General features: G+C 67.7%; 30 protein-coding genes and 1 pseudogene. 16 read left to right on the top strand and 15 right to left on the bottom strand.

The features are described from left to right. Positions 1-44: 44 nt before the first annotated feature. Positions 45-998 carry an NAD(+) diphosphatase gene (gene nudC, locus ACP694_RS05630; RefSeq protein WP_426011080.1) on the top strand — a complete coding sequence of 318 codons (954 nt, stop codon included), beginning with the start codon at positions 45-47 and terminating at the stop codon, positions 996-998. A gap of 147 nt (positions 999-1,145) precedes the next feature. Here nudC and ACP694_RS05625 read toward each other — a convergent pair whose 3' ends face one another. Continuing rightward, positions 1,146-1,565, bottom strand: a complete 420-nt coding sequence (locus tag ACP694_RS05625) for an MAPEG family protein (RefSeq protein WP_426011079.1) — start codon at positions 1,563-1,565, stop codon at positions 1,146-1,148. A 98-nt stretch (positions 1,566-1,663) separates the two neighbouring features. On the opposite strand from ACP694_RS05625, the pseudogene ACP694_RS05620 reads away from it, so the two are divergent. Continuing rightward, a pseudogene (locus ACP694_RS05620) lies at positions 1,664-1,771 on the top strand (hypothetical protein); the annotation flags it as partial. Here the strand turns inward: ACP694_RS05620 and ACP694_RS05615 are convergent. Together ACP694_RS05615 and ACP694_RS05610 are read right to left on the bottom strand one after the other, a co-directional pair. Continuing rightward, complete coding sequence (locus ACP694_RS05615; protein WP_426011077.1) at positions 1,754-2,602, bottom strand: prephenate dehydratase; 849 nt, start codon at positions 2,600-2,602, stop codon at positions 1,754-1,756. The pseudogene ACP694_RS05620 and the gene ACP694_RS05615 sit on opposite strands and share 18 nt — an antisense overlap. After that, entirely contained in the window at positions 2,599-3,351 is a 753-nt protein-coding gene (locus ACP694_RS05610; protein WP_426011075.1) for a 3-deoxy-manno-octulosonate cytidylyltransferase, read from the bottom strand. Before ACP694_RS05610 ends, ACP694_RS05615 begins: the two co-directional genes overlap by 4 nt. 157 nt (positions 3,352-3,508) lie before the next feature. Here ACP694_RS05610 and ACP694_RS05605 point away from each other — a divergent pair, with 157 nt between their 5' ends. Continuing rightward, positions 3,509-4,207, top strand: a complete 699-nt coding sequence (locus tag ACP694_RS05605) for a c-type cytochrome (RefSeq protein WP_426011072.1) — start codon at positions 3,509-3,511, stop codon at positions 4,205-4,207. 185 nt (positions 4,208-4,392) lie between these two features. Continuing rightward, entirely contained in the window at positions 4,393-4,926 is a 534-nt protein-coding gene (locus ACP694_RS05600; RefSeq protein ID WP_426011070.1) for a thioredoxin family protein, read from the top strand. Positions 4,927-5,064: 138 nt separating this feature from the next. On the opposite strand, the gene ACP694_RS05595 is transcribed toward ACP694_RS05600, so the two are convergent. Continuing rightward, positions 5,065-5,895 carry a C40 family peptidase gene (locus ACP694_RS05595; protein WP_426011068.1) on the bottom strand — a complete coding sequence of 277 codons (831 nt, stop codon included), beginning with the start codon at positions 5,893-5,895 and terminating at the stop codon, positions 5,065-5,067. Continuing rightward, positions 5,892-7,313 (bottom strand): leucyl aminopeptidase family protein, encoded by a 1,422-nt coding sequence (locus ACP694_RS05590; RefSeq protein WP_426011066.1) that lies wholly within the window; start codon positions 7,311-7,313, stop codon positions 5,892-5,894. The genes ACP694_RS05595 and ACP694_RS05590 overlap by 4 nt, the downstream gene beginning before the upstream one ends. Positions 7,314-7,401: 88 nt before the next feature. Here ACP694_RS05590 and ACP694_RS05585 point away from each other — a divergent pair, with 88 nt between their 5' ends. Beyond that, the gene (locus tag ACP694_RS05585) at positions 7,402-8,226 is read left to right on the top strand and encodes a tetratricopeptide repeat protein (RefSeq protein ID WP_426011064.1); all 825 of its coding nucleotides are present in this window, start codon (positions 7,402-7,404) and stop codon (positions 8,224-8,226) included. Between the two features lie 40 nt (positions 8,227-8,266). Here the strand turns inward: ACP694_RS05585 and ACP694_RS05580 are convergent, their stop codons facing one another. From ACP694_RS05580 to ACP694_RS05570, 3 genes are read right to left on the bottom strand one after another with little or no spacing between them, the layout of a single operon-like run. Beyond that, on the bottom strand, positions 8,267-8,722 hold the full coding sequence (locus tag ACP694_RS05580) for an NfeD family protein (RefSeq protein ID WP_426011062.1): 456 nt from the start codon (positions 8,720-8,722) through the stop codon (positions 8,267-8,269). A gap of 4 nt (positions 8,723-8,726) precedes the next feature. Beyond that, entirely contained in the window at positions 8,727-9,680 is a 954-nt protein-coding gene (locus ACP694_RS05575) for an SPFH domain-containing protein (protein ID WP_426011302.1), read from the bottom strand. 34 nt (positions 9,681-9,714) lie between these two features. After that, positions 9,715-10,149, bottom strand: coding sequence for a TIGR02301 family protein (locus tag ACP694_RS05570; protein ID WP_426011060.1), 435 nt, complete (start codon positions 10,147-10,149; stop codon positions 9,715-9,717). Positions 10,150-10,303: 154 nt separating this feature from the next. Here ACP694_RS05570 and ACP694_RS05565 point away from each other — a divergent pair, with 154 nt between their 5' ends. Then, positions 10,304-10,513, top strand: coding sequence for a hypothetical protein (locus tag ACP694_RS05565; protein ID WP_426011058.1), 210 nt, complete (start codon positions 10,304-10,306; stop codon positions 10,511-10,513). 69 nt (positions 10,514-10,582) lie between these two features. Here the strand turns inward: ACP694_RS05565 and ACP694_RS05560 are convergent, their stop codons facing one another. Then, complete coding sequence (locus tag ACP694_RS05560; RefSeq protein WP_426011057.1) at positions 10,583-11,137, bottom strand: hypothetical protein; 555 nt, start codon at positions 11,135-11,137, stop codon at positions 10,583-10,585. 163 nt (positions 11,138-11,300) lie between these two features. Here ACP694_RS05560 and ACP694_RS05555 point away from each other — a divergent pair, with 163 nt between their 5' ends. Next, a complete protein-coding gene (locus ACP694_RS05555; RefSeq protein WP_426011055.1) occupies positions 11,301-12,056 on the top strand; it encodes a Crp/Fnr family transcriptional regulator in 756 nt (251 codons plus the stop codon). A gap of 149 nt (positions 12,057-12,205) precedes the next feature. Here ACP694_RS05555 and ACP694_RS05550 read toward each other — a convergent pair whose 3' ends face one another. The 3 genes from ACP694_RS05550 to ACP694_RS05540 all read right to left on the bottom strand — a co-directional run bounded on the left by ACP694_RS05550 (position 12,206) and on the right by ACP694_RS05540 (position 14,302). Continuing rightward, entirely contained in the window at positions 12,206-13,171 is a 966-nt protein-coding gene (locus ACP694_RS05550) for an NAD(P)H-dependent flavin oxidoreductase (RefSeq protein ID WP_426011053.1), read from the bottom strand. Between the two features lie 79 nt (positions 13,172-13,250). After that, the gene (locus ACP694_RS05545; RefSeq protein WP_426011051.1) at positions 13,251-13,388 is read right to left on the bottom strand and encodes a hypothetical protein; all 138 of its coding nucleotides are present in this window, start codon (positions 13,386-13,388) and stop codon (positions 13,251-13,253) included. 131 nt (positions 13,389-13,519) lie between these two features. After that, entirely contained in the window at positions 13,520-14,302 is a 783-nt protein-coding gene (locus tag ACP694_RS05540; protein ID WP_426011050.1) for an SDR family NAD(P)-dependent oxidoreductase, read from the bottom strand. Between the two features lie 239 nt (positions 14,303-14,541). Between ACP694_RS05540 and ACP694_RS05535 the strand changes: the two genes are divergently transcribed. The 3 genes from ACP694_RS05535 (at position 14,542) to ACP694_RS05525 (ending at position 17,160) form a co-directional block, all read left to right on the top strand. After that, positions 14,542-14,883: a glyoxalase superfamily protein gene (locus ACP694_RS05535; RefSeq protein ID WP_426011048.1), complete on the top strand. Its 342-nt coding sequence runs from the start codon at positions 14,542-14,544 to the stop codon at positions 14,881-14,883. A gap of 178 nt (positions 14,884-15,061) precedes the next feature. Beyond that, complete coding sequence (locus ACP694_RS05530; protein WP_426011046.1) at positions 15,062-15,346, top strand: DUF454 family protein; 285 nt, start codon at positions 15,062-15,064, stop codon at positions 15,344-15,346. 8 nt (positions 15,347-15,354) lie between these two features. Next, positions 15,355-17,160 (top strand): ABC transporter ATP-binding protein, encoded by a 1,806-nt coding sequence (locus ACP694_RS05525; RefSeq protein WP_426011044.1) that lies wholly within the window; start codon positions 15,355-15,357, stop codon positions 17,158-17,160. 74 nt (positions 17,161-17,234) lie between these two features. On the opposite strand, the gene ACP694_RS05520 is transcribed toward ACP694_RS05525, so the two are convergent. Continuing rightward, positions 17,235-19,022: a DUF4153 domain-containing protein gene (locus ACP694_RS05520; RefSeq protein WP_426011042.1), complete on the bottom strand. Its 1,788-nt coding sequence runs from the start codon at positions 19,020-19,022 to the stop codon at positions 17,235-17,237. A 129-nt stretch (positions 19,023-19,151) separates the two neighbouring features. Here ACP694_RS05520 and ACP694_RS05515 point away from each other — a divergent pair, with 129 nt between their 5' ends. The 4 genes from ACP694_RS05515 to hisI all read left to right on the top strand — a co-directional run bounded on the left by ACP694_RS05515 (position 19,152) and on the right by hisI (position 21,815). Further along, on the top strand, positions 19,152-20,681 hold the full coding sequence (locus tag ACP694_RS05515) for a UbiD family decarboxylase (RefSeq protein WP_426011041.1): 1,530 nt from the start codon (positions 19,152-19,154) through the stop codon (positions 20,679-20,681). A 6-nt stretch (positions 20,682-20,687) separates the two neighbouring features. Next, positions 20,688-21,026 carry a hypothetical protein gene (locus tag ACP694_RS05510; protein ID WP_426011040.1) on the top strand — a complete coding sequence of 113 codons (339 nt, stop codon included), beginning with the start codon at positions 20,688-20,690 and terminating at the stop codon, positions 21,024-21,026. 36 nt (positions 21,027-21,062) lie between these two features. Next, positions 21,063-21,296 (top strand): AbrB/MazE/SpoVT family DNA-binding domain-containing protein, encoded by a 234-nt coding sequence (locus ACP694_RS05505; protein WP_426011038.1) that lies wholly within the window; start codon positions 21,063-21,065, stop codon positions 21,294-21,296. 120 nt (positions 21,297-21,416) lie between these two features. After that, complete coding sequence (hisI, locus tag ACP694_RS05500) at positions 21,417-21,815, top strand: phosphoribosyl-AMP cyclohydrolase (protein ID WP_426011036.1); 399 nt, start codon at positions 21,417-21,419, stop codon at positions 21,813-21,815. 84 nt (positions 21,816-21,899) lie between these two features. On the opposite strand, the gene ACP694_RS05495 is transcribed toward hisI, so the two are convergent. Then, a complete protein-coding gene (locus tag ACP694_RS05495; RefSeq protein WP_426011034.1) occupies positions 21,900-22,403 on the bottom strand; it encodes a hypothetical protein in 504 nt (167 codons plus the stop codon). Between the two features lie 117 nt (positions 22,404-22,520). On the opposite strand from ACP694_RS05495, the gene ACP694_RS05490 reads away from it, so the two are divergent. Then, on the top strand, positions 22,521-23,150 hold the full coding sequence (locus ACP694_RS05490; RefSeq protein ID WP_426011033.1) for a LysE family translocator: 630 nt from the start codon (positions 22,521-22,523) through the stop codon (positions 23,148-23,150). A 151-nt stretch (positions 23,151-23,301) separates the two neighbouring features. Here the strand turns inward: ACP694_RS05490 and ACP694_RS05485 are convergent, their stop codons facing one another. After that, positions 23,302-25,011 (bottom strand): alkaline phosphatase D family protein, encoded by a 1,710-nt coding sequence (locus ACP694_RS05485; protein WP_426011031.1) that lies wholly within the window; start codon positions 25,009-25,011, stop codon positions 23,302-23,304. A gap of 81 nt (positions 25,012-25,092) precedes the next feature. Between ACP694_RS05485 and ACP694_RS05480 the strand changes: the two genes are divergently transcribed. Further along, a complete protein-coding gene (locus tag ACP694_RS05480; RefSeq protein ID WP_426011029.1) occupies positions 25,093-25,401 on the top strand; it encodes a ferritin family protein in 309 nt (102 codons plus the stop codon). Positions 25,402-25,441 lie beyond the last annotated feature (40 nt).

Below are 25,441 nucleotides of genomic sequence, written 5' to 3'. Positions count from 1 at the left end.
GCCGGGCCGTGACGACTCTTCGTCGCGGATGCTACAGAAACGCCATGGCTCTTTCGATCATCACCAACATCTTCGCCGGCAACCCGCTGGACCGCGCCGGCGAGCGGCGCGGCGACGAGTCGTGGCTGGCCGAGAAGGCCGACGATCCGCATTCGCTGGCCGTGGCTCTCTGGAATGGCAAGCCGCTGGTCGAGGACGCGCCTGCGTCCCAAGACAAGGATGGCGAGGACAAGCCGGCCAGCGTCCAGATCGCCTATCTGCGGGCCGACATGGCCAAGGACTTGGCCGGCACGCCCGAGCGGCTGCTGTTCATGGGGCTGTGGAAGGACATCGCGGTGTTCGCGGTGGATCTCGAAGGCTCGGCCGATCCCGTCGAGGGCCCGCTGCAGGGCCTGGGCCGGTTCGAGGAGCTGCGAGGCGTCGCCCCGATGCTGCCGCCGCCCGACGCAGGCATATTGGCCACCGCCAAGTCGATGTTCGAATGGCGTCGCAAGCACCGGTGGTGCAGCGCCTGCGGCCAGGAGACCGCCGTCACCGATGGCGGCTGGAAGCGGCTCTGCCCGGCCTGCCACACCGAGCACTTCCCGCGCACCGACCCGGTGGCGATCATGCTGGCCCTGCACGACGGCAAATGCCTCCTGGGTCGCCAGGCCGCCTGGCCGGCCGGCATGTATTCCGCCCTGGCCGGCTTCATCGAGCCCGGCGAGACGATCGAGGAAGGCTGCGCCCGCGAGCTAAAGGAAGAGGCGGGCCTGACCGCAACCGCCGTTCGCTACCACTCCAGCCAGCCCTGGCCCTGGCCGTCGTCGCTGATGATGGGCCTGATGGCCGACGTCGACAGCGACCAGGCCGCCCCCGACCAGACCGAGCTGGAAGCGGTCAAGTGGTTCACCAAGGACGAGGCCAAGGCCCTGATCAGGGGCGAGATGGAGGGCTTCTTCGCCCCGCCGCCGCTGGCGATCGCCCACCAACTGATCAAGGCGTGGGCGGAGGACTAAGTCCTGCCCCTGTGGGGCAGGTGTCGGCGAAGGCGCCGGAGGGGGAGGATCCGGACAGTGTCCGCGCCCTAGATCGCAAGAGCCTAAAACTCCCCCCACCGATCGCCTTCGCGATCGCCTCCCCACAGGGGGAGGACCTTGTCCCATTCAGCCGCCGAACACCCTGACCAACTCCCGCACCACCATCACCGCCAGGGTGATCGTCGACAGCGAGAAGGCCAGGAACCGCAGCGCCACGACATTGGCGCTGACCTGGACCAAACTATGAACCACCCGCAGCGCCACATAGAGCCAGGCCAGACGCAGCGCCCAGCCGTCGAGGTGCCCCGCCACCTGGATCGCCAGGGCGGCGGCGTAGAAGATGGTCGGCTGCTCCATCAGGTGGTTGTAGTTGTTGGCCGCCTGCCGAACCCCGGCGGGCAGGAGGTCGAGACTGCCTGGAAATGCCGCGTCCTGCGGCTTGAGCCCCGCCTTGCTCATCGCCGGTAGGCGGCGGACATACATCCACAGCCAGATCAGCAGTGACCAGGCCACCAGCGCCATCACTGGCGCGATCATCGTATGCATAGCGTCCCTCCCAGGATCGTTTTCGGGAGGTTAGGCGCCGATTGCCCAATAGCGAAGCTTGCCGCGACGGCAGGGACGGTGCGTCCTTCGAGGCTCGGCTGCGCCTCGCACCTCAGGATGAGGAATTCAGCAACAGCGTTCCTCATCCTGAGGCGCCCGCGGAGCGCGCCTCGAAGGACGCACGGCGCTTAAACCCGATCCCGGAACGGATCGGCTGGGTATACGCCCAGGATTTCGAACTTGTCCGAGAAGAACTTCAGCTCATCGAAGGCCAGGGCCAGCGAGCGATCCTCGGGCCGGCCATCGACTTCGGCATAGAAGAAGGTCGCCGTGAAGGCGCCGCCCTCCATGTAGCTTTCCAGCTTGGTCATGTTGACGCCGTTGGTCGCAAAGCCGCCCAGCACCTTGTAGAGCGCGGCCGGCAGGTTGCGCACCTTGAACACGAAGCTGGTCACGCAGCGGTGGGTGAAGGCCGGCGCCTCCGGGGCCTTCTCCGCCGTCATCACCAGGAATCGCGTGGTGTTGTTGCGTTCGTCCTCGATGTCGCGGGCCAGGATGTCGAGGCCATAGATCTCGGCGGCCAGGGCGGGCGCGACGGCGGCTCGGGTCGGGTCGGGCTTGAGGGCCAGGGCCTTGGCGGCGCCGGCCGTGTCGCCGGCGCTCTCGTGAGCCAGGCCCAGCTTCTTGAGGCTGTGGCGGCACTGGCTGAGCGCGATCGGCATCGAGCAGGCGGTCGTCACCGTCTCCAGCGTCACGCCCTTATTGGCCATCAGCTGGAAGCGGATCGGCTTGAAACGCTCGCCGATGATCTTCAGGCCCGAAGCGGGCAGCAGATGGTGGACGTCGGCCACGCGGCCGGCGATCGAGTTCTCGATCGGGATCATACCCAGCTGGCAGGCGCCGGTCTTGATGGCCTCGAACGCCTCCTCGAAGGTGGCGCAGGGCACGGCCTCGTAGTCGGGGAAATAGGTGCGGCAGGCTTCGTGGCTGTTGGCGCCGGGCTCGCCCTGGAAGGCGATCTTCTTGAGGAGGCTCATGGGTGGTTCCCGGCGTGCAGGGTCAGGGCGAACTGGCGCGCCGCATCGAGGTCGGAAGGGTTGTCGACGGAGATCGGAGCCTCGGGCGCCACGGCGGCGTGCAGCACGAGGCCCAGCTCCATGGCCCGCAGTTGCTCCAGCTTCTCGCGCTTCTCCAGCGGCGAGGCCGGGGCGGCGTTGAAGGCCTGCAAGGCGGCGCGGCGATAGCCATAGATGCCGATGTGTCGCCAGATCGGCGCGTCGCCATAGAGGGTGGAGCGGGTGAAATAGAGGGCCCGGCCGGAAAAGCCGTCATGTTCCATGGCCAGAACGGCCTTGACCACGTCGGGATTGCTCCGGTCCTGCGGCGAGGCCTCCGGTGCGACGACCGTGGCGATGTCGCAATCGGGATAGGCGCCCAGCAGGTCGGCGCAGGCGGCCAGCATCGAGGGCTGCACGAACGGCATGTCGCCTTGCAGGTTGATCACCACGTCGTGGGCGCCGTCGGGATCCAGCACGTCCAGCGCCGCCAGGATGCGGTCGGAGCCCGAAGCCAGGTTCGGGTCGGTCAGAACGGCTTGGCCGCCCGCCGCCTGGACAGCCTCGAGGATCGCAATATCGCCCGCCGCCACGACCACCGGACCGATTCCCGCCGCCTGGGCTTGACGCAGAACCCGTACGATCATCGATACGCCGCCGATGTCGGCCAGGGGCTTGTTGGGCAGGCGGGTGGCCGCCATGCGGGCCGGAATGACGACGATGGGGTTCATGGAAACGCCGATGCTGGGCAAAACCGTTGCTGGCCGGTTGCGCCTGGGGCGGTAGCGTGTAAGAGACGCGAGCGCAACATGGAGCGTACGGGGGAACCTCCGGGCGCGAACTCGGGCCTGTCGTCAGACGGCCCCCAAGAGGCTGGTAAGGCTTTAGATGAGCGACCTGACGTTCAACAAGATCGCTGGCGGCGTACTGCTGACCGGCCTGGTCATTTTCGGTCTCAAGGAAGCGTCGGACATCGTTTTCGCCAAGCACGAAATCGAGAAGCCGGGCTATGAGATCGCGGTGGCTGAAGAAGCCGAAGCCGGCGGTCCCGCCGCCGAGGTCGCGCCTGACTGGGGTAGCGTCCTGCTGGTTTCGGCCAATATCGCGGCCGGCCAAGCGGTGACCGCCAAGTGCACCTCCTGTCACAGCTTCGCCCAAGGCGGCGCGACCATCGTCGGTCCCGACCTGTACGGCGTGGTGGGCCGCAAGCCGGGCGCGCACCCCGGCATGGCCTATTCGGCGAGCATGGTCGAGTTCGGAGCCAAGAACCCGGTCTGGGACTACGACCACCTCGACCAGTTCCTGAAGGGTCCGGGCAAGTACATCTCGGGCACCAAGATGTCGTTTGTCGGCCTGAAGAAGCAGGAAGACCGGATCGCGGTGATTTCCTATCTGCACAGCCTGGGCTCGACCCTGCCCGTGCCCGCCCCCAAGCCGGCCGGTCCGGCCCTGCCTGCCGCCGGGGCTCCGGCTGCCGCGGCGCCCGCCGCCGGCACGGCCGTGTCGGGCGGCGCTCCGGCGGCTCCGGGCGCTCCGACGACCCCGTCGCCGTCCGCCGACAAGGCCGCGACCGCGCCCGTCAAATAGGCCGACGCTTTCGCGACAAGCATCCAAGGCCGTGGGTTCGCCCACGGCCTTTTTGTTTGCGGGTCTTGCCAGGGCGCCTGTCTTGCAGGCGCCGTCGCAACGTCGTCAGCAAACCTGCCTTGCCGGCTTTTCCTATTTTGTGAGTAGGGTAACGGATCCTACAGCTTCACCGGATCCGCTCGCCCATGACGCTCGCCAAGTTCGCTCGCCCCTCCTTTGTACGGGTGTTCGCCCTCGCCGCCCTCGTCCTCGCCGCGCCGATCAGCGCCCAGGCCGCCAAGTCCCCGACCGTGAGACTGCAGTCGCTGGCCGAGTTGCCCACCCCCCTGCCCTATCCCTATGACGAGAAGGCCGACGCTGAGGCCGATGTCGCCAAGGCGATCAAGACCGCCAAGGCCAAGCACAAGCTGGTGCTGATCGACCTGGGCGGCAACTGGTGCGGCGACTGCCGGGTGTTCGCCGGCATGATCGAACAGCCCGACCTCAAGGCCTTCGTCGACAAGCATTACGAGGTCGTGGCCGTGAACGTCGGCCGCTACGACCACAACATGCAGATCCCGGCCCGCTACGGCATCGACAAGCTGAACGGCGTGCCGACCTTCCTGGTGGTCGACACCAAGGGCAAGCTGGTCAATCCCGACGCCCTGTTCGCCCTCACAGACGCCCGCCACATGACCCCCCAATCGCTGGCCGACTGGCTGGCGCAGTGGCCGAAGTAGGCCTGTAGGGACGCCCCCTCCGTCACACAGCTTCGCCGCGCGCCACCTCCCCCCGCTTCGCAAGGGAGGACGCTCGGATTTCTCCTCCCCTGCGAAGCGGGGGAGGTGGCACGAAGGGCCGGAGGGGGCGTCCCGCGCCTAAGGTCTCCTCCACCCCGTCACCGGCCCGCTTCCCGCAGCTTCGATCCGGGTGATGGCTTCGGCCAGAGGCTCGACGGCCACGGCCATGTGGTGGGCGTTGGCGTGGAGGACGGTGTCTGCGTCCAACAGGATGGCCACATGGCCTTTCCAGAACACCAGATCGCCGCGCCGACGATCCTCGGCCGCGATCGGCTTGAAGAAGGCCCGTTGCAGGTCGGTGTCGCGCGGGACCGCCCGGCCACAGGCCGCCAGGGCCTGCTGGACGAGGCCCGAACAGTCCAGACCCAGCGATTCGCGACCGCCCCACTGGTAGGGCGCGCCGAGATAGCCTTCCGCCACCGCCACATGGTCGGTCAGGGCCACGCCGACCGGCGCCAGATGGGCGGCGATGAACCAGCCCGTGCCCTCACCCTTGGCGAACCGGCCTTCGGTAGCCTCGATGGCGGTCAGGGCGTTGAGCGAATAGAGGCCCGCCGGCCGTGACTTGATGTTCGGCTCGGCGAAGGCATAGGTGCGCGGGACCGCCACCTGGTGGGTGGCCGGCGCGCCCAGGGCCGCCAGGTCGGCCTCGGCGACGAAACCGACATAGCCGTCGCGCGCCGCCTGGCCCCAGGCGAAGCCGTCCTTGATCTCCAGCACCCGGAAGTGCTCGCCGAACAGCAGTTGGTCCCACTGCTCGGCCATCGGATGGGCAGCTTTGCGCAGGGCGGCGGTCGGCATGGCGACCTGGCGCGGCTTGGGCGCCGCGTAGCGTTCGGCGGCGACCAGACCCTGCAGGTCGAGGTCGGCCAAGTCCGGGCGAGCCAGGGTGAGGCGCGGGTCGCTCATGCCGAAGCCTTCGGAAAACGCGACTTCAGCATGCCATACAGCCCGCGGATCACCTGAGCCTCGCCGCCGGCCGCGTAGCCGGGCCGGGCCTTGGGGTTCCAGGCGAAGATGTCGAAATGCACCCAAGCCCCGGTCGTCGGCGCGAAAGCCTGAAGAAACAGGGCGGCGGTGATCGAGCCGGCCTGGGCCCAGGCGTCGGGGTCGTTCTTCAGGTCGGCGATGTCGCTCTCGACCGCCTCGCGATAGCCGTCCCACAGCGGCATGCGCCAGACGGGATCGACGGCGTTGCGCGCACCCTCCTCGATCTCCAGGGCCAGGTCATCGTCTGGGGTGTAGAAGGGGATCACCTGCGGACCGAGCGCCGCGCGGGCGGCGCCGGTCAGGGTGGCGAGATCGATCGTCAACACCGGCTCCAGCTCGGCCGCCCGCGTCAGGGCGTCGGCCAGGATCAGGCGACCCTCGGCGTCGGTATTGCCCACCTCCACGCTCAACCCCGCGCGGGTGGCCAGCACGTCGCCCGGCCGCATGGCGTCGCCAGCGATGGCGTTCTCGACCACCGGGACCAGCACGCTCAGCGCCACCGGCAGGCCGGCGGCCATCACCATTCGGGCAAGCGCCAGGGCGTGCGCGGCGCCGCCCATGTCCTTCTTCATGTTGCGCATGCCGCTCGACGGCTTGATGTCCAGGCCGCCGGTGTCGAACACCACGCCCTTTCCCACGATCGCGACGCGAGGGTGGGCCGCGTCGCCCCAGCTGATCTCGATCATCCGGGGCGCGCGCGCCGGCACGGCGGCGCGGCCCACGGCGTGGATGGCGGGATAGTTCTGTTCCAGCAGGTCATCGCCGGTCACCACCGCGATGGTCGCCCCATGGTGCTCGGCGATCTCGCGGGCGATGGTCTCGATCTGCAGTGGGCCCAGGTCGTTGGCCGGGGTGTTGACCATGTCGCGGGCCAGGGCGCAGGCATGGGCCACGGCGCGGATTTCGGCAAGATCGACGCCGTCATCCGCGACCAGTCGTCGCGGGGTTTCACCGGCGCGCGGCTTGTAGCGATCGAACCTGTAGCTGCCGAGCGCGAAGGCCAGGGCGATCTGACCGGCGTCCAGGCCGTCGGGGACGGACGACAGCCGGTAGTCCCCGCCCGGCAGCTTGCCCGGCAAGGCGCGAAACAGCATGGCGTCGGCCTTGCCCTTTTCCCCCAGGCCCAGCAGCACGCGGTCCACAACCCCTTGCGGCGTCGGCAAAATCAGCACCTGGCCGGCGCTGGCCTTGAAGTCCTCCAGCGCCACGTAGCCTTTGACGAAACTGGGCCGGGCCTCGACGAAGGCCGCCAGCTCGGACTCGTACAGGCAGTGAATCGGCGTCGCCGCCCCGTCCCCGGCGGAGCGTTGCGAGGGGGCGATGATCGGTTCCGACATGGGCGCGCCTTGAAGGTGAAGACTTATGCTTAACGATTCCTTGAGGGCCGCGCGCGAGGATGCGCGAACCGTCGGGAGATCTGTCTTCATGTGTCGCAAGCGCGCGCTCCTCGCAACCGTTCTCGCCCCCCTCCTGGCATCGAGCCTGCTGATGGGCGCGATGGCCCATGCCGCCGACAAGCCGGCGCTCGGCGCCGCGACGGCCGCCGCCGCGTCGCCGCCGCGCAAGGCCAGCCCTGAACAGCGGCTCGAGATGCGCCGCGCCGATCCCCTGAGCCGCGCGGCCTTCTGGTCGAACGAACTGGAGCGGGACGGCCGCGACCTGGAGGCCGGCGTGGGCCTGTCCCAGGCGTTGCGCGCGCTGGGCCGCTACGACGAGGCCGCCGATGCGGCCAGCCGCGTGCTGATCGGCGCACCGGACAATTACGACGCCCTGATGGAACTGGCCCGGGCCAATATCGAGCGCGGCCAGGGCTTCTACGCCATCGACCCGGCTCGCAGAGCCGCCGTCCTGCAGCCGCGCGACTGGCGCCCCCAATCCCTGCTCGGCGTGGCCTATGAGCAGGCCAAGCGCGACGACGAGGCCATGGCGGCTCACCGCCAGGCCGTGGCCCTGGCCCCGGCCGAGGCTGCGGCCCTGGCCAACCTGGCCATGCATCTGGCCCAGGGCGGCGACCTGACCGGCGCCGAAGCCATGCTGCGCCGGGCCTCGGCCCTGCCCACCGCCACCATCCAGGTGCGCCAGAACCTGGCCCTGGTCGTCGGCTTGCAAGGCCGGCTGGACGAGGCCGAGCGCCTGGCCCGCCAGGACCTGCCGCCGGAGCTGGTGGACAACAACCTCGCCTGGCTCCGCGCCGCCGTCGGCCAGACCAGCCCCACCCGCTCGTGGGACGCGATGAAGGCCGGCGGGTAGGGGTTTCTCCTTCTCCCGCAAGGGAAGAAGGAAGATTCCGTCACCTTACTGTCAGGACCGACCCGTCAATGCCGACGACCATGACCCGCTGACCCGTCGCCGGCGGCAGGCCGTCCTGGACTACGGCGGCCCATTCCTTGCCGTCGGCGAACACCCGGCCGCGGCCGTGCTCGAACGCCGCGACCACCTCGCAGTCGCGGCCGATCAGCCGCAGGGTCGGGTCGTTGAGGTCGGGATGCTGGGGGCCTTCCAGCACCGGCTGCAGAAAGCGCCTCGCCAGATAGGTTGTGGCGATGGTCAGGGCCGCGAACAGGGCGATCTCGATCGGCGGACCGGGCGAGACGGCCAGGGTCAGCAGCCCGACCAGGCCAGCGCTGGCGGCCGGCCAAAGCAGCCAGCCGGTGCCGGTGGCCACCTCGACCGCCAGGAAGATCGCGCCCACCGCCAGCCAGACCCAGAACGGATGCGTCGCATAGAACAGCATCAGGCCGTGCATGGGCTCAGACTCCGCGCTTGGGCGTCGACGGCACGACGGTGCGCGCCGCGTCGCTGCCGCCCAGGGTCTTCAGCAGCTCGGCCACGCCCGCCACCGTGCCGGTCAGCCCGGCGAAGTCGGCCGGCACGATCACAGTCTTGGCGTTGGGCGACTTGGCCAGCTCGCCGAAGGCCTCGACATATTTCTGGGCGATGAAGTAGTTGATGGCGTTGACGTCGCCCTTGGCGATGGCTTCGGACACGAAGGCCGTCGCCTTGGCCTCGGCCTCGGCTTCCCGCTCGCGGGCCTCGGCGTCGCGGAAGGCGGCCTCGCGACGGCCCTCGGCCTGCAGGATGGCCGACTGCTTCTGACCCTCGGCGCGGGCGATCTGCGACTGCTTTTCGCCCTCGGCCTCGGTGATCACCGCCCGTTTCTCGCGCTCGGCCTTCATCTGGCGGGCCATGGCGTTGGTGATGTCCGGCGGCGGTGTCAGGTCCTTGATCTCGATCCGGGTGACCTTGACGCCCCAAGGGCCGGTGGCGTGGTCGATGGTGGTCAGCAGCCGGGTGTTGATCTGGTCGCGCTGGCTCAGCACCTCGTCCAGCTCCATCGAGCCGACCACGGTGCGCAGGTTGGTCTGGGCCAGCTGGGTGATGGCGTACATCAGGTTGTCGACGCGGTAGGCGGCCTGGGACGCGTCCATCACCTGGATGAACACGATGCCGTCGACCTTCACCGAGACATTGTCCTTGGTGATGACCTCCTGCTGGGGAACGTCGAGCACCTGCTCCATCATGTTGACCCGCCGGCCGATGGTCTCGGCGAAGGGGGTCAGGATGCTGATGCCGGGCTTGAGGGTTCGGGTGTAGCGTCCGAACCGCTCGACGGTGAACTCGCGCCCCTGCGGCACGATCTTGATCACATTGATCACCAGGAAGATGGCCAGGACCACCAGCACCAGCGGCACGATGAATGACATCACGACAAGCCCTCCCACAACCGTTGGAGGGAGACTAGCGCGCCGCTCCGTCGTCCGCCACGGAATCCGGCGCCGGAGCGCTGGCGGATGCGTTCCGCATCGACTGGGCCAACCGGGTCGAGAGCGCCTGGCCCTTGCGGGCCACGGTATGCTCGGCCTGGCGGCTGGCGTCGTCGCATTCGACGAACTGGCCCTGACGCGCGGCGAAGCCGGTGTTGAACTTGTCGCGCAATTGGGCGTCAAAGGCCTGGTCGGCCTTTTCCACCTGCGTCAGCCGCATCATCCGAGACCGCCAATATTGATCGCCGACTCCTTCGCAGACCTGCCGCAGGGCGTGGCTCTCGCCGATGGTGAAGGCCAGGTCCAGCAAACGTTGACGCTCGACCGCGCCGCGGTCTTGGGCCAGGACCGCACCCTCCGGGGCCAGCATGGCGAGCGCCAGGAGCGCGGAAATCAACGGACGGTTCATGGCCGCACTATCCTCATCGCCGGCGGCTTTGTCACCGTCACACGCGCGTTGAGTGAACTGCGTGGCCAAATCACGACTCACACAGGCCTTGCGAACGCCACGGATCGGAGCGACCCTGTGGATAAGTGAGGGAACGCACCGCAGGGAGGTCGACATGACTGAAGTGCATTACGGCGTGGTTCGCGTCGGAGAGACCTGGGCGATCATCGGCGATCAACTTCGGGTCGGCGCCTATTCGACGCGGCTTCAGGCCGAGACCGCAGCCCGCAGCCTGGCCGAACAGGCCACCGGCTTGGGCCTCCCCGTCCAGATGCATCTGCAGGACGACACCGGCGAACTGCTGCATCCAACGCTGCTGAGCTGATTTCCCTTCCGTTGTCATCCCGGACAAGGCCCGAAGGGCCGCCGATCCCAAATGACAAACGAGGAATGTTCAGGCCGCTTCGCCCTCCGCATCCTCGTCGCTGCCGCCGCCGAACAGCAGCCCTCGCAGTGTCTTGATTACCTGGGCCGCCGACGCCAGGAAGCCCACCACCGAGGCCGCTACCTGGAACATCGCCCAGACAGCGCCGGCCAAAGGGCTGTCGGTGAATAGCGCGATCAGCGGATAGATGATCTGGCTGACGACGATGCGGAATTGCGCGTAGGCCATCGAATACTCGATCACCACCCCGCCGATCGCCGCCACCACCAGAACCGCCAGCACCGGCGCCCACAGCAGGGGCAGCACCAGCAACAGGCCCAGAGCGACCACCAGGGTCTTGGTCGGCAGGGCCGCGCGCGACACCGCCGTGGCCCCGACCCCATAGAGCATCGCACCGCCCAGCAGCAGGAAACCGACAGGCAACACCAGGTCGGCGACGTCCACGAGATCCAGTCCGGCCACCAGACTGGTCGCCGCCGCGATGATCAGGACCAACAGGAAGGCGCCCAGCCACAGGGCGCTGTACTGGCTGAGCCGATGCCGGATAATGGCGCGATCGCGCATGGTGTCATCTCCCCCGAGAACCCGCTGTCAGGCGACCGGAAGCGTGACCGAGAAACCCGCGTTCGTCGACCGGAAACCAGTGGGCAGGAAACCCATTGCGCCGCCGCGCGCTTCTTATGCGCGAAAGTTTGACTGTCCTCCTGGGCAATCAAAGGGGAGCGACATGGCCGACACCGCCGAACTCACCACCTTGGGTCAAACCAGCCTGCTGGCCGGCTGTGAAGGCAACCGGTTGCTGGCCGCCCTGCGTCCTAGCGACCTGGCGCAACTGGCCCCGTACCTGAAGTCGATGAGCTTGACTGCCGGCGCGGTTCTGTTCGAGGCGGGCGAGGACATTCATACGACGATCTTTCCCTGCTATTCGACCATGGCCTCGCTGTTGGTGGTCACCCGCGACGGCGACGAGATCGAGGTCGCCTCCATCGGTCGCGAAGGGGCGATCGGCGGCATCGTCAGCGCCGGCTTCAAGCCCGCCTACGGACGCGCCATCATCCGCATTCCGGGCGCTGCGATAGCGATCCCGACCGTGCGGCTGGAGGAGGCCAAGATCCGCTCGCCCGCCTTGCACGACCTGTTTTCGCGCTATGCCGACGTGCTGTTGGCTCAGATGATGCAGTCCTCGGCCTGCAACGCCCTGCATAGCATCGACCAGCGCATGTGCCGCTGGCTGTTGTCGACCCACGACCGGGCCAACCAGTCGACGATCCGCCTGACCCAGGAAACCCTGGCCGACATGCTGGGCGTGCAACGCACCACCGTCACCGCCGTGGCCAAGGCCCTGCAGGATGAAGGCTTGATCCGCACCGGCCGCGGCAAGATCGAGATCCTCGACCGCGCCAAGCTGGAACGTCGGGCCTGTGAGTGCCACGGCCAGGTCGAGGCGCATTTCCAGCGGCTGCTGCCGGAAGTGAAGGTTTAATCCTTCTCCCCTTGCCGAAGAAGGTGGGCCGCGAAGCGGGTCGGATGAGGGGTCGCGCCGTCCTATCCACCGCCGTGCGCAGCTGATCTGGTCTTCGACCCCTCATCCGTCGGCTGCGCCGACACCTTACTCCCGCAAGGAGAGAAGGATCAGGATCTCAATCCCGCCACCCGCCCGATCGTCGCCTCCGCCTCGGCCATCACCCGCCGCACGATCTCGCCCGCCGGCAAGACCTCGCGGATGCCGCCGGCGCTCTGCCCCATGGCGAAGCAGGACTTGTCGGCGTCGAGTCCCTCGATCTGACCGGCTATGCCGCCCAAGGCCCCGGCCTGGATGCTGATCATGGCCTGGCGCGGAAAGGCCTGGATATCGCCGGGCCGCGCTTCCCAGTCCTCGACCCAGGCATTCTTGCGCACCCTCATCGGCTTGCCGGAATAGGACCGGGTGCGGACGGTGTCCTCGTCCGCCGCTTCCAGCACCGCCTGACGGTAGAGATCGCCGGCGTGCGCCTCGGCGGAGGCGATGAACCGGGTGCCCATCCAGACGCCCTGCGCCCCCAGGGCCAGCGCGGCGGCCAGGCCACGGCCATCGAAAATGCCGCCCGCCGCCACCACCGGAATCTCAACGGCGTCCACCGCCTGGGCGACCAGCGGCAGGGTCCCCACGAGGCCGGTGTGGCCCCCGCCCTCGCCGCCTTGGCAGATCACCGCGTCGCAGCCGGCCTGCTCGGCCTTGACCGCATGTTTCACCGCCCCGCAAACCACCATCACCTTCAGACCCGCCGCCTTCAGCCGGGCGATGATCGGGAGGGGCACCCCAAGTCCGGCGATGAAGGATGAGGCCCCGCCGGCGATGATGACCTCAACGGCGTCGGTCAGGGCGTCGGGGGTGGCGGCCAGCAGGTCGACGCCGAACGGCTTGTCGGTCAGGGCGCGGACCTCGCGCATCTGCTCGCGGATGAACTCGGGCGTGGTCCCGGCCATGCCGAGCACGCCGTATCCGCCGGCGTTGGAGACGGCCGCCGCCAGCGGGGCGTAGGAAACCCCGCCCATGCCAGCCAGCAGGATCGGATGCTCGACGCCGAGCAGGTCGCACAGCGGGGTGTGCAAGGTCATGAGAATCCTCCCGTTTTTTCGGAGGATGGGCGCTGGGGTCGTGACGGCAAGCGTGCCGCGAGGTCAGTCGCGGTTTCGTCTAGTCCCGCCGCAGGACGTCCGGCTGCGCCTCGGCTTCCGACGTCCAAAAGCAGGCGGCCATCGAGGTCAGGATCATGGCGATCAGGGCCAGCATGCCTCTGGGCGGCGCCAGGGCCACGACGTCTTGCGGGGTCATTTCTCGTTTCCTCCCGCCGACGCCCAAGTCTGATGCTCGATCTGCCGACGAGAGAAGCTTCCCACAGCCCTAAATTTTCGCAAGTGCCTTATTTATAAGGATATTTTATGGACCGCACCGTCCAGTTTTCCTTAGAAGATGGAATAGGCCCCGTCGATCACGAAGGTGTCGCCCGAGTGGTAGCTCGAAGCGTCCGAGGCCAGATAGACGGCGATGCCGCCGAAGTCCGCCGGTTGGCCCCAGCGCCGGGCGGGCACCCGGGGAATGACCTTTTCGGCGAAGGCGGGATTGTCCTGCGCGCCTTGGGTCATGTCGGTGGCGATCCAGCCGGGCAGGATGGCGTTGGCCCGCACCCCGTAGCGGGCGTGCTCGACGGCCACCGACTTCATCATCGAGATCACCCCGCCCTTGGTGGCGGCATAGGCCTGGTTGCGGGCCGCGCCCTCGATGGCGGCCAGCGAGGCCACCCCGACGATGGAGCCGCCAGCATCGCCCGATTTCGCCCGCTCTGCCATGTGGCGGCAGGCCTCGCGGAACGTGAAGAACACCCCGTCCAGATTAACCGCCAGGGTCTTGCGGTAGGTCTCGGTCTTCATCTCGATGAAGCTGGGCGCGCCATAGCCGACCCCGGCATTGGCGATCACGCTGTCGAGCCGGCCCATGGCGGCCACGGCTTCCTCCATGCCCTCGCGGACCTGGTCTTCCTGGCTGACATCCACCGTCTGGGCCTTCACCCGAACGCCGTGCTCGAGCAACTTAGCCTCGGCGGCCTGGTTGCGCTCGGCATTGCTGCCCCAGATCACGATGTCGGATCCCGCCTGGGCCAGGGCGCTGGCCATGCCCAGCCCGATGCCGCGATTGCCGCCGGTGACCAAGGCGACCTTGCCGGTCAGGTCGAAGGGTTGATAGGCCATGCGCGTTTCTCCCAAACGTTTGTTTGAGGAGAGCGGTTGTCGGCGGCGGCGTCAAGGACAGCGCGATTGACCCCATGCCGCCTCTCGCCTTAATCTGCGCCCAGGCTGATGCTGCCTGCCGCTCGCATCCTTCGGGAAGGGTGAAAGCATTGATCTTGCTGTCAGCGGATCCCTTTTGATCGGCGACCAAGTCGGCAATGCGAGCACCGATGAGGGATCGCCGAGTCGAAAAGGATCTCATGCCAACCATCGATCAGGCCAAGGCCCGCGAGTTCTATTGCGACTTCCTGGGCTTTTCGGTCGATTTCGAGCACCGGTTCGAAGCCGACATGCCGCTGTACATGGGCGTGTCGCGCACCGGAATGACCCTGCATCTGTCCGAGCACTATGGCGACGCCAGCCCCGGCGCGACCGTCTATGCGCCCATGCTGGGCGTCCATGCCCTGCACAAGGAACTCAGCGACAAGAAGTACGGCGATGGCCGTCCTGGGATCGTGCGCGAGCCCTGGGGCGACGTGCTGACGGTGCACGACCCGTTCGGCAACCGCATCCGGTTTTCGCAGGACATGGGGGGCGCGTAGGTCCTCCCCCTGTGGGGGAGACGATCGCGCATTGATCGGTGGGGGGAGTTTAATGGTCGAAGATCCGAGCGGTGATCGTCCTATCACGCCCCCCACCGCCGGCTACGCCGACACCTCCCCCACAGGGCGAGGAGCTCTGCCTGGCGGACCTTTACGCGACCCACCACATTCACCTTCAATGACCTCCCCGCCCCCCTCACCCCGAAAGCGCCTGTCCCGTCCCGTCCGCTGGGCGCTGGACGGGTTGGGCGGAAGCCTGCTGGCGATCGGCGCGGTGGGGATCGTCACGCCCGGCCTGCCGACCACGGTGTTCTGGATCGGCGCGGTGCTGTGCTTCCTGAAGACCCGACCCCACGCGGTGCGGCCGCTGCTGCGCACACCCGTGATCGGGCCGGCCATTCGCTGGTACCTGCGCTGGCGGCCGTTTGGTGGGTCGAAAAAGAAGCGCCGAGCGCCTATCTAGCCCCAACCATGACCGACGCCGCCGACAATAACACCGAGACCGAGCCTCGCCGCGCCCTGAGCAACCGCCGGGTGCTCGGCTTCATCATGCGCTTCTGGCTGCGCCGGAAAGGCCTGTTGCTGGCGGGCGTGGGCCTGACCTTGCTGGCCATCGGCTTCGATCTGGCGCTGCCCTGGGCGTCTGGTCAATTGATCGACACCGTGACCAAGGGCCCCTCGGCCGTCGACGCGGCCTGGGTGGCGTGGGCGATGTTCGTGGGCGTCTATCTGGGCTTCTCGCTGATCCGCAACCTGGCCATGCGGTTCTGGATCCCGCTGGCCGCCCGCAACATGGAAGAGATGACCAACGAGGGTTACGCCCGCGTCCAGGCCTTCTCGTCCGACTGGCACGCCGACAGCTTCGCCGGCGCCACGGTGCGCAAGCTGACCCGGGCGATGTGGGGCTATGACAGCGTGACCGACGCGGTGACCATCTGGCTGGCGCCCAGCGTCATCGTGCTGCTGGGCCTCTCCCTGATGCTGCTGGTCCGCCAGCCCCTGGCCGGCGCCGTCGCCCTGGTGGTGGTGATCGCCTATATCGTCGTCAATGTGGTGGTCACCACGCGCTATGTGCGGCCCGCCAACCTGAAGTCCAACGCCCTGGATTCGCTGATCGGGGCCAGCCTGGCCGACGCCGTGACCTCCAACCCCACGGTCAAGAGCTTCGGCGCCGAGACCCGCGAGGCCGCGCGCGTCGCCGTGGTGACCGCCGCCTGGCGCGACGCGGTGATGGTCACCTGGCACAAGTTCACCAATGTCTGGCTGGGCCAGAACCTGCTGCTGGTGCTGCTGCAAGCCGGGCTGACGGCGGCGATGATCCATGCCTGGTCGCGCGGGACGGCGACGCCCGGCGACGTGGCCTTCGCCATCACCGCCTTCATGCTGATGAGCGGCTATCTGCGCAACATGGGCGAGAACATCCGCATGCTGCAGAAGGGCCTGGACGACACCGAGGACCTGGCCGCCTGGGAAGGCCTGCCGCCGCAGATCGCCGACGTGCTGGACGCCCCGGACTTCAAGCCCAACACGGGGAAGGAGGGCCCGGGCGCCATCGCCTTCGAGAACGTGACCTTCCGCTACAAGGCGGCGGGTTCGCCGCTGTACGACCACTTCTCGCTGACCATCGCGCCGGGCGAGCGGGTGGCGCTGGTCGGGCCGACGGGCTCGGGCAAGTCGACCTTCGTCAAGCTGGTCCAGCGTCTGCACGACCTGCAGGGCGGCCGCATCGTCATCGACGGTCAGGACGTGGCCGAGGTGACCCAAGGCAGCCTGCGCCGCGCCATCGCCGTGGTGCCGCAGGACCCGGCCCTTTTCCACCGCTCCCTGCGCGACAACATCGCCTATGGCCGGCCCGGCGCCACCGACGAAGAGGTGATCGCTGCGGCGACCAAGGCGCGCGCCCACGACTTCATCCTCAAGCTGCCCCAGGGCTACGACACCCTGGTGGGCGAGCGCGGCATCAAGCTGTCGGGCGGCGAGCGCCAGCGCGTGGCCATCGCCCGCGCCTTCTTGACCGACGCCCCGATCCTGGTGATGGACGAGGCGACGTCCTCGCTCGACGTCGAGACCGAGGGCCAGGTGCAAGAAGCCGCCGAGGCCCTGATGGCCGGCCGCACCACCATCGTCATCGCCCACCGCCTCTCCACCGTTCGCGGCGCCGACCGCATCCTGGTCTTCCAGAACGGCCGGGTGGTCGAGGAGGGCCGGCACGGGGACCTGAAGGCGGCGGGCGGGGTGTATGCGCGGCTCAATGCGGTCTCGGAGGGGGTGGGTTAGAACCTTCGCCTACATCTACAACCCGCTCATCCCGGCGAATGCCGGGATGAGCGGAAATGGAGAAATGAAATGCGTTAGAACGCGTCCTCCAAAATCCACCCTTCGCAAGCCGGATCCCTCGGCGTGAGGTGCAGGCGGTGACCACCGATCTCGATATCGGTATGCGGCTTGGCTGGAACGACCCGGGCCGGCCCCGTCTTAAGCAGGCCCCGCAGTCCGTCGTTGCTGCAAGACGCCGAGGTGCGGGCAATTTCCTCCCATTCACCGGCGGGGTCGCTCTTGTATACGCCCATGCGATCGCTTGTTGAAAAGAGGACTTCATCCACGCCGTCGCCATCGACATCAATCAGCAGGGCGCTGCAGCCACGACCGCTGGAGAGGCAAAGCGCGTTGAGGTCTCTGCCAAAGGTCTTTTCGATAAAGCCTTCCGGCAGTTTCCGCCCTTGCGGATAGACTTGAACCTCAGCCACAGCCTGGGCGGAAGGCTTGTCATTACCTTTCGAAAGTTCATAGGGGCTGTTGGCCTCAAGCGCCTTGGCGGCGGGGGCGTTGACCGTAGCGTTCCTGTCCTTGCCCAAAGCTATCAGGGCGTCACGGCCAACACGACCGCCCTGGAAGCGTAGGAAGGCGTAGTCGAACGTCTCAGGTTTGACCTTCCCGACTCTAAGCCGCCCCACTTGGTCCTCCACCGACAACCGCCTCGGATCCGCCACCGGCGTGCAAAGCGCCAGCAGCACGGCGATCACCGCGAAGGCCATGGCGATGTTGGTGACCTCCAGCGTCCGCATCCAGTCGCCCGGCCGCACGGCGGCGATCGCGTAGCCGACCGCATGGCCGGCCGCGATCAGCAGGCAGGCCGCCGCGATGATCCGGTCGGGGCTCAGGCCGTATTGGCCGATGCGCAGGCTCAGGCCGTAGGCCGCCAGCACCGTGATCGGGACCAGCAGCACCCCGGCCAGTCGCGCCGCCCATTTCAGCACCAGGGCGGTCTTCTCGGTCCCGTCCTGATAGGCGGCGTTGGTCAGCAGGATCAGGAAGGCGTCGGCGGTGAGCAATATGGCGGTGGCGCTGCGGGTCTTCCACAGCGGCTCGAGGCCGGTGAAGGGCAGGGTCAGCAGGAAGGCCGCGGCGATCAGGGTCATCAGCGGCAGCAGCCAGGCCAGCAGGGTCAGGGCCACGGTGCGCACGCCGCGCACCAGATTGGCCCGCACGTCGGTCAGCTGCACGGCGGCGGCGAACATCACGGCGGTGGCGGGGAAGGCGAACCACTCGTGCCGGATCAGCTTGTCGATGGCGTCGACGCCGATCAGCTTGAACAGGGCCGAGGCCAGGAACAGCAGCAGCCAGAAGGCGCCGGTGAAGCCCAGCGACAGCACCGCCTGCACCCCGTGCTTCCAGGTCACGTCGAAATAGGCCTCGTAGCGCGCGATGCGCCTGCGCTCCAGGTCAGCGGGCTCGACGAGGTGATGGCCGATGAAGATCAAGGCGGCGATCGCGAAGACCGTCAGCGGTCCCAGGCCGTTAACCCCTTCGGCGGCGGGATCGCCGCTCCACACGCCATAGGCCCCAAGCCCGGCGGCGAGGATCGCGGCCACGGCCTTCCAGACGACCAGGGTCCGCCAGCGCAGGGCCGCGACCCCGGCCTGCACCACGAACGGCGCGAACAGGAAGACCATCAGCAGGGCGGCGAACAACTCGCGCTGGGTCGCCGGCCAGACCTTGGACTTGTCGGCTTGCCAGAGCCCGTACAGCAGCAGGCCCTGGGCCAGGCCCGTGGCCAGGCGGATGATCGTGGCTCGGCGGACGGCCCCAGGCTCGGGCGAGGGATCGGCGGGAGCGGCGTCGTGAAAGGCGTCGGTCATCTTGCTGCAACCTCGAATGTCGTGGGGCTAGAGATCACGCCGGGCGAGCGGCGCCTAGGGCCAAGCTTGTCGGCGCGTGCTTGCGACGACGCGGGGACGCCTCTAGGTTCTGCCGTTCAGGAGCGCCTCATGGCCTATCGCAGCTTGCGCGAATTCATCGCCGTCCTCGAGGCGCAGGGCGAGCTTGTCCGGGTGAGCGAGCCGGTCTCGACCGTGCTGGAGATGACCGAGATCCAGACGCGGCTGCTGGCCACCGGCGGGCCGGCGGTGCTGTTCGAACACGTCATCCTGCCCGACGGCACGCGCTCGCCGATGCCGGCGCTCGCCAACCTGTTCGGCACCGTCAAGCGGGTGGCCATGGGCGTCACCCTGGGCGGCGAGCCGCGCACCACGGCGGGCGAACTGCGCGAGGTCGGCGAGCTGCTGGCCTTCCTGCGCCAGCCCGCGCCGCCCAAGGGGTTGAAGGACGCGCTCGACATGCTGCCCCTGGCCCGCACCGTCATGGCCATGCGGCCAGGCACGGTGAAGAAGGCTCCGGTGCAGGAGGTGGTCCTGACCGGCGACCAGATCGACCTGTCCAAACTGCCCGTGCAGACCTGCTGGCCGGGCGAGCCGGCGCCGCTGATCACCTGGCCGCTGGTCGTCACCAAGGGCCCGGGCAAGGACCGCGAGGACGACTTCAACCTGGGCATCTACCGCATGCAGGTGATCGGCAAGGACCGCTGCATCATGCGCTGGCTGGCCCATCGCGGTGGAGCCCAGCACTATGCCCGCCACAAGAAGGCGGGGAAGCGCGAGCCCCTGCCCGCCTGCGCCGTGCTGGGCGCCGATCCCGGCACCATCCTGGCCGCCGTGACGCCGGTGCCCGACACCCTGTCGGAGTACCAGTTCGCCGGCTTGCTGCGCGGCGCCAAGGTCGATCTGGTGGCCGCCAAGACCGTGCCGCTGATGGTGCCCGCCCATGCGGAGATCGTGCTCGAGGGCCACGTCCTGCTCGATGAGTATGCGGACGAGGGTCCCTACGGCGACCACACCGGCTATTACAACAGCGTCGAGAAGTTCCCGGTCTTCCAGGTGACGGCCATCACCATGCGCAAGGACCCGATCTACCTGACCACCTTCACCGGCCGTCCGCCGGACGAACCGTCCGTGCTCGGAGAGGCGTTGAACGAGGTGTTCATCCCGCTGTTGCGCCAGCAGTTCCCGGAGATCGTCGACTTCTGGCTGCCGCCCGAGGGCTGTAGCTACCGCATCGCCGTGGTGTCGATGAAGAAGGCCTATCCCGGCCACGCCAAGCGGGTGATGCTGGGCGTCTGGAGCTATCTGCGCCAGTTCATGTACACCAAGTGGGTGATCGTCGTGGACCACGACATCAACGCCCGCGACTGGAAGGACGTGATGTGGGCCATCAGCACCAAGATGGATCCCGCCCGGGACATCACGGTGATCGAGAACACCCCCATCGACTATCTCGACTTCGCCAGCCCCGAGAGCGGCCTGGGCTCGAAGATCGGCCTCGACGCCACCGACAAGCTGCCCCCCGAAACCCACCGCGAGTGGGGCGAGGAGATCCGCATGGACCAGGCGGTGATCGACGCGGTGAGCGAGAAGTGGGCCCGGCTGGGCTTGCCGGGGGGCGGCAAGCCGATCTGGAAATAGGGGCAAATGGGTATCGAGAAACTCTGGGACGGGCTGCCTAAGGACGCACTGAAGCTGGCGTTGGCGCTGCATCCGTACACGCGGGTTCAAGTCTTGTGGCAACCCGCGAACACCGCGCAGTTCTTTTTCATCCGCATCAGCGTCGGCAAACCAACGACTTACCTCTTGCTTGAGGGTCGAGACGGCCAGACCGCGAGTTTGGCGAACTACGATCATGATTTCGACGTCGTCTGGGTCGGCGTTGATCGCGATGAATGGGACCTCTCGGATGCGTCTCACAGAGCTAAAGCTTTTCCGCTGGTAAGGGCCGAGGCCGTGCGCCGCGCCGCTGGGGACAGCGAGTAGGCGATGTTGTGATGTCCCTCCAACGGAGGCGGCGTCATGCGATGCTCGGTGCTAAAGATCGGCGGTTCAGCGGGCGTAATCCTGCCTGAGCCTTTTCTCGCCAGGATCGGCACCGAGGTTGGCGACTCCGTGGACGTGGTGATGGAAGACGGCCGGATCATCATCGCCGCCGGCGGGCGCGCGCCGAAAAAGCATCCGCGCGACGGTTGGGAGGAGGAAGCCAGGGCTGGCCAAGGCGGGCCTGACCGAAGAAGAACGCGAATGGCTTGAAGCGCCGCTCAGGACCGAGGCCGACGCCGAGCTCAAATGGTGACATGTGCCAAGACAGTCCTCCCCCTGTGGGGCATGGGAGGAATTGAGCTGGCCGGCCAACGGCGCCATAGGTCGGCCATGAGCACCCTCTTCCCGCCCCCCGCCGACCAGACCGCCCTCGAGCGCGGGGCCGCCATCACGCCGCGCTTCGACGCCCAGGGCCTGATCGCCGCCATCGCCCAGCATGCCGATACCGGCGAGATCCTGATGTTCGCCTGGATGAACGACGAGGCGCTGAAGCGCACCCTCGACACCGGCGTCGCCCATTATTTCAGCCGCTCGCGAAACACGTTGTGGAAGAAGGGCGAGACCAGCGGCCAGCTGCAGATCGTCACGGAGCTGCGCATCGACTGCGACCAGGACGCGGTGCTGATCAAGGTGCGCCCGCAAGGCGACGGCGGGGCCTGCCACGTGGGCTTCCGCTCGTGCTTCTACCGCGTCTGGGAGAACGGTGCCTTGGTCGAGCGCGAGGCTTAGGGCTCTCTTCATCCGAAGCAGCCTGGACCTCCGTCGTGCAGGTGGCGGCGGCCTGATGTGCAGACGCCGTCACTTTCGCCACGGCTAGGCTGAAGGGCAGGCCTGCGGCAAACGCTCCAGACGCAAGACCGTGTCGCCCGCCATGAAGACCCGGAAGTACTGCCCGTCCCGGATCGTGTCGCCGGCGTTGTGGAAACCGGAACGCCAAGGGCTGCTATTGAAGTGCAAAGCCCTGCCCGCCACCGAGAGGTAGGTGTCGGCCACGCCGTGGACGCGCTCATGCACCACGCGCTCCACGCCCCTCGTACAGCCCTCAAGTGTGACGACCCTGTCGAAATGGAAATCCAGGTCAGCCTTGGCGGCCAGAAGAAACGGCAGCATCGCGGCGCCCAGCAGGAGGGCCGCCACGCCCACCATGACTCCGCCCTCGACCCGCTGCATCGAATTGATTTCCGAAATCGGCGCGCGCCGATTCAGCCAAAAACGCACTAGCGCCGCGATGAGCGCCACCACACCGATCGCGGCAAACCCGACGGAGAATTGTTCGAACGGCGACCTTGCGTCGAAGAGCACTTGCTGAATTGCCATCGCCCATCCCCGTCACTGGAGATCGGACTATCGGCTTAGTCGCGTGTCATCAACGCTATTGACCGTGCGCCGCGCCTTCGGCCTTGCGTCGTGTGTGAAGGCCGCTGACAAAACACAATGACCACCCTCCAAGCCCTGCTCGCGTTCAGCGTCGCCGCCGGCCTGCTGACCATCACGCCCGGCCTCGACACCGCCCTGGTGCTGCGCACGGCCGCCGCCGAGGGCTGGCGGCGCGCGGCCGCGACGGCGGTGGGAATCGGGTTGGGCTGCCTGGCTTGGGGCGCGGCCGCGGCTTTTGGGGCGGGCGCGCTGCTGGTCGCCTCCCAAACCGCCTACACGATCCTGAAGTGGACCGGCGCGGCCTATCTGGTCTGGCTGGGCGTTAATCTACTGATCACACCCCGCGCCAGCTTCGACACCTCGGCGGACGAGGCCGCGACGGCCGGCGGGTTGCTCGCGGCCTTGGCCAAGGGGTTCTGGAACAACCTGCTGAACCCCAAGGTCGGGGTGTTCTACGTGTCGTTCCTACCACAGTTCATCCCGACCGGCGCCAGCCCCGCAGTCTTTGGCGTGCTGCTGGCGTCCCTGCACGTGGTGATGGGGCTGGTCTGGTCAGGTGGACTGATCCTGGCCACCGCGCCGATCGCTCGGGCGCTGCGCAAGCCGGGCGTGGTGAAGGGGCTGGACCGGGTGACAGGCGGGGTGTTCGTCGCGTTCGGGGTGCGGATCGCGCTCGAGCGGCGGTAGGCGCCGCTGACACCCCGTCCGTCGGCTTCGCCGCCACCTCCCCCGTGAAACGGGGGTAGGAGAAGAACGCTCTCACTCCTCACCCGCGAAGCGGGGAAGGTGGGCGATGCGAATACACATCGTGACGGAGGGGGTGTCCGGCGTTGGACGCCTACCCCTCGGCCAAACCCTTCACCCCGCCCTCGCCATCCGGCGTCACCACGAAGCGCTTCAGCACCTTAGTCTCGTAAGTTTCCGACAGAATCGTCGAGACCGCCATCAGCTCACCGGTCGCCCGGCCGTGCTCCAGGGTCAGTAGCAGATAGCCCTTGGCGGCGTGGTCGGTGAACTTGACCTCCTTGTTGCGGGCCACGAAGGCCTTGCCGATCGGGGCGCCGGGCAGGTAGTCGCTGTAGCCGGGGGAGGTCACCGAGGTGACCCCGAACTCGGCCGCCACCCGCGTCGTGCCCGCGTCGTCCCACAGCTCGTTGGCCCAGAAGGCGTGACTGTCGCCAGAGAGCACGATCGGGCGGGCCTGGCTGGCCTTGAAGATGTCGTAGACGCGCTGGCGGTCGGCCGGATAGCCGTCCCAGGCGTCAAGATTGGAGGGCGTGTCGATCGCCGCCAAGGCGCGGCTCTGCTCGACCGCCTTGGCGAGATAGGGCGGCAGCTTGGCCAGCAGGTCGGCAAAGGCCGGCTCGCCCATGGTCGCCTTGAGATCGGCGTTGGCTACCCGGGCCATCACCACCTGGTTGCCCAGCACCTGCCAGGCGGTTCCGCTCTTGACCGAACCATCGACCTCCCGAGCCAGCCACTGTTCCTGGCCCTGGCCCATCATCCGCCGGGCGGGGTCCTTCAGCTTGACGGCGAAGGCGGCGAAGTCCGGCTTGCCGTCGGCCCCGGCCAGATGGTGCGAATAGTCCAGCTGGTGGGTGCGGGCCGTCAGGCGGGTCTCGGTCATCAGCAAGGTGGCGACATCGCCGAACTGGAAGCCGCGCCACGAGGCCTCGGGCAGGGCGCCGGCCACCGGCTCGCGGATCGGCATCCATTCGTAATAGGCCTTGATGCCGGCGGCCTTGCGCTTGGCCCAATCGCCCTCCGTCGCCGGTTGATGGTTCTCGGCCCCGCCCACCCAGCTGTTGTCCGCGGTCTCGTGGTCGTCCCAGACCACGATCCAGGGCGCGCGGGCGTGGGCGGCCTGGGCGGCGCGATCACTCTTGTGCTGGGCGTGGCGCAGGCGATAGTCGGCCAGGCTGAGCAGCTCGTGCGGCGGGTTGGGGATCCGGGTCTTGGCGGTGGGCGAGGCCATGCCGTACTGATCGGGCGCCGCGCCATATTCGTAGATGTAGTCGCCTAGGTGCAGCACGGCGTCGACACGCGGCAGCTTGGCGATCGCGTCATAGGCGTTGAAATAGCCGGCCGGATAGAGGCTGCACGACACCACCGCCAGCACCACGTCCTTGGTCGGCCCAACCGGCAGGGTCCGGGTACGACCGACAACCGCCTCGCCCACGGCCTTGCCGTTCACCGCCTGGCGGAAGCGGTAGACATAGTCGGTGGCCGGCTTCAGGCCGATGACGTCGATTTTGACCGTGTTGTCGCGCGAGGCGTCGGCGGTGGCTTGGCCTTGCTTGACGATGTTTTTGAAGGCCGGGTCGGTCGCCACCTCCCAGCGCACGCCGACCGGGGCCTTGGCGTCCGGCGCGGTCACCCGCGTCCACAGGATGACCCGGTCAGACAGCGGGTCGCCCGAGGCGACACCATGGTCAAAGCGCGCCAGGCCTGCGTGCAAACCCTGGGGCGTGGCGGCCATCGCCTCGCCGGCCGCGCCCGCGCCGCCGAAACCGAAGAGGGTCAAGGCTCTGCGTCGATCGATATTCATGGTCGTGTTCCCCGGAAATCACGGCAGCGCTAGGTCTTGTTGTGCGTTAGCCTCAACACACAACAATCGGATGACGCACGCATGTCCAGTGAAGGCCTCCACGTTCCGCGCGAAAAGCTGCGCGGCAAGACCCTCAACCAGCACTACGCCATCACATCCTTGATCGAAGAGCTCGAGGCGGTGGATTGGTACCGTCAGCGCGCGGACGACTGTGACGACGAGGAGCTACGCAAGATCCTGCTGCACAACGCCCGCGAAGAGCTCGAGCACGCGGCCATGGTGCTGGAATGGCTGCGCCGCAGCGATCCGGAGACCGACGAGCAGTTAAAGAAATACCTGTTCAAGGACGGCTCGATCACTGGCCAAGAGGAAGAGGCCGAAAGCAAGTAGCCGCCGATGGGGACAGGCGCATGCGCCTGTCCCCAATCTC

Origin of the sequence: Caulobacter sp. DWR2-3-1b2 (genome assembly GCF_049896345.1) — a bacterium.
Classification (GTDB): Bacteria; Pseudomonadota; Alphaproteobacteria; order Caulobacterales; family Caulobacteraceae; genus Caulobacter.
The sequence above is the reverse complement of the archived record's forward strand: the minus strand, read 5'-3'. Positions and strand labels throughout refer to the sequence as shown.

What these genes read in the sequence shown, in the direction of transcription:
- ACP694_RS05600 (WP_426011070.1), top strand. Translation starts at nt 4,393, where the DNA reads ATGACGCTCGCCAAGTTCGCTCGCCCCTCCTTTGTACGGGTGTTCGCC.
- ACP694_RS05485 (WP_426011031.1), bottom strand. Translation starts at nt 25,011, where the DNA reads ATGAATATCGATCGACGCAGAGCCTTGACCCTCTTCGGTTTCGGCGGC.
- ACP694_RS05495 (WP_426011034.1), bottom strand. Translation starts at nt 22,403, where the DNA reads ATGGCAATTCAGCAAGTGCTCTTCGACGCAAGGTCGCCGTTCGAACAA.
- ACP694_RS05480 (WP_426011029.1), top strand. Translation starts at nt 25,093, where the DNA reads ATGTCCAGTGAAGGCCTCCACGTTCCGCGCGAAAAGCTGCGCGGCAAG.
- ACP694_RS05570 (WP_426011060.1), bottom strand. Translation starts at nt 10,149, where the DNA reads ATGAACCGTCCGTTGATTTCCGCGCTCCTGGCGCTCGCCATGCTGGCC.
- ACP694_RS05545 (WP_426011051.1), bottom strand. Translation starts at nt 13,388, where the DNA reads ATGACCCCGCAAGACGTCGTGGCCCTGGCGCCGCCCAGAGGCATGCTG.
- ACP694_RS05535 (WP_426011048.1), top strand. Translation starts at nt 14,542, where the DNA reads ATGCCAACCATCGATCAGGCCAAGGCCCGCGAGTTCTATTGCGACTTC.
- ACP694_RS05605 (WP_426011072.1), top strand. Translation starts at nt 3,509, where the DNA reads ATGAGCGACCTGACGTTCAACAAGATCGCTGGCGGCGTACTGCTGACC.
- ACP694_RS05490 (WP_426011033.1), top strand. Translation starts at nt 22,521, where the DNA reads ATGACCACCCTCCAAGCCCTGCTCGCGTTCAGCGTCGCCGCCGGCCTG.
- ACP694_RS05525 (WP_426011044.1), top strand. Translation starts at nt 15,355, where the DNA reads ATGACCGACGCCGCCGACAATAACACCGAGACCGAGCCTCGCCGCGCC.
- ACP694_RS05590 (WP_426011066.1), bottom strand. Translation starts at nt 7,313, where the DNA reads ATGTCGGAACCGATCATCGCCCCCTCGCAACGCTCCGCCGGGGACGGG.
- nudC (WP_426011080.1), top strand. Translation starts at nt 45, where the DNA reads ATGGCTCTTTCGATCATCACCAACATCTTCGCCGGCAACCCGCTGGAC.
- ACP694_RS05580 (WP_426011062.1), bottom strand. Translation starts at nt 8,722, where the DNA reads ATGCACGGCCTGATGCTGTTCTATGCGACGCATCCGTTCTGGGTCTGG.
- ACP694_RS05560 (WP_426011057.1), bottom strand. Translation starts at nt 11,137, where the DNA reads ATGCGCGATCGCGCCATTATCCGGCATCGGCTCAGCCAGTACAGCGCC.
- ACP694_RS05625 (WP_426011079.1), bottom strand. Translation starts at nt 1,565, where the DNA reads ATGCATACGATGATCGCGCCAGTGATGGCGCTGGTGGCCTGGTCACTG.
- ACP694_RS05540 (WP_426011050.1), bottom strand. Translation starts at nt 14,302, where the DNA reads ATGGCCTATCAACCCTTCGACCTGACCGGCAAGGTCGCCTTGGTCACC.
- ACP694_RS05610 (WP_426011075.1), bottom strand. Translation starts at nt 3,351, where the DNA reads ATGAACCCCATCGTCGTCATTCCGGCCCGCATGGCGGCCACCCGCCTG.
- ACP694_RS05615 (WP_426011077.1), bottom strand. Translation starts at nt 2,602, where the DNA reads ATGAGCCTCCTCAAGAAGATCGCCTTCCAGGGCGAGCCCGGCGCCAAC.
- ACP694_RS05550 (WP_426011053.1), bottom strand. Translation starts at nt 13,171, where the DNA reads ATGACCTTGCACACCCCGCTGTGCGACCTGCTCGGCGTCGAGCATCCG.
- ACP694_RS05585 (WP_426011064.1), top strand. Translation starts at nt 7,402, where the DNA reads ATGTGTCGCAAGCGCGCGCTCCTCGCAACCGTTCTCGCCCCCCTCCTG.
- ACP694_RS05555 (WP_426011055.1), top strand. Translation starts at nt 11,301, where the DNA reads ATGGCCGACACCGCCGAACTCACCACCTTGGGTCAAACCAGCCTGCTG.
- ACP694_RS05575 (WP_426011302.1), bottom strand. Translation starts at nt 9,680, where the DNA reads ATGTCATTCATCGTGCCGCTGGTGCTGGTGGTCCTGGCCATCTTCCTG.
- ACP694_RS05530 (WP_426011046.1), top strand. Translation starts at nt 15,062, where the DNA reads ATGACCTCCCCGCCCCCCTCACCCCGAAAGCGCCTGTCCCGTCCCGTC.
- hisI (WP_426011036.1), top strand. Translation starts at nt 21,417, where the DNA reads ATGAGCACCCTCTTCCCGCCCCCCGCCGACCAGACCGCCCTCGAGCGC.
- ACP694_RS05565 (WP_426011058.1), top strand. Translation starts at nt 10,304, where the DNA reads ATGACTGAAGTGCATTACGGCGTGGTTCGCGTCGGAGAGACCTGGGCG.
- ACP694_RS05515 (WP_426011041.1), top strand. Translation starts at nt 19,152, where the DNA reads ATGGCCTATCGCAGCTTGCGCGAATTCATCGCCGTCCTCGAGGCGCAG.
- ACP694_RS05505 (WP_426011038.1), top strand. Translation starts at nt 21,063, where the DNA reads ATGCGATGCTCGGTGCTAAAGATCGGCGGTTCAGCGGGCGTAATCCTG.
- ACP694_RS05510 (WP_426011040.1), top strand. Translation starts at nt 20,688, where the DNA reads ATGGGTATCGAGAAACTCTGGGACGGGCTGCCTAAGGACGCACTGAAG.
- ACP694_RS05520 (WP_426011042.1), bottom strand. Translation starts at nt 19,022, where the DNA reads ATGACCGACGCCTTTCACGACGCCGCTCCCGCCGATCCCTCGCCCGAG.
- ACP694_RS05595 (WP_426011068.1), bottom strand. Translation starts at nt 5,895, where the DNA reads ATGAGCGACCCGCGCCTCACCCTGGCTCGCCCGGACTTGGCCGACCTC.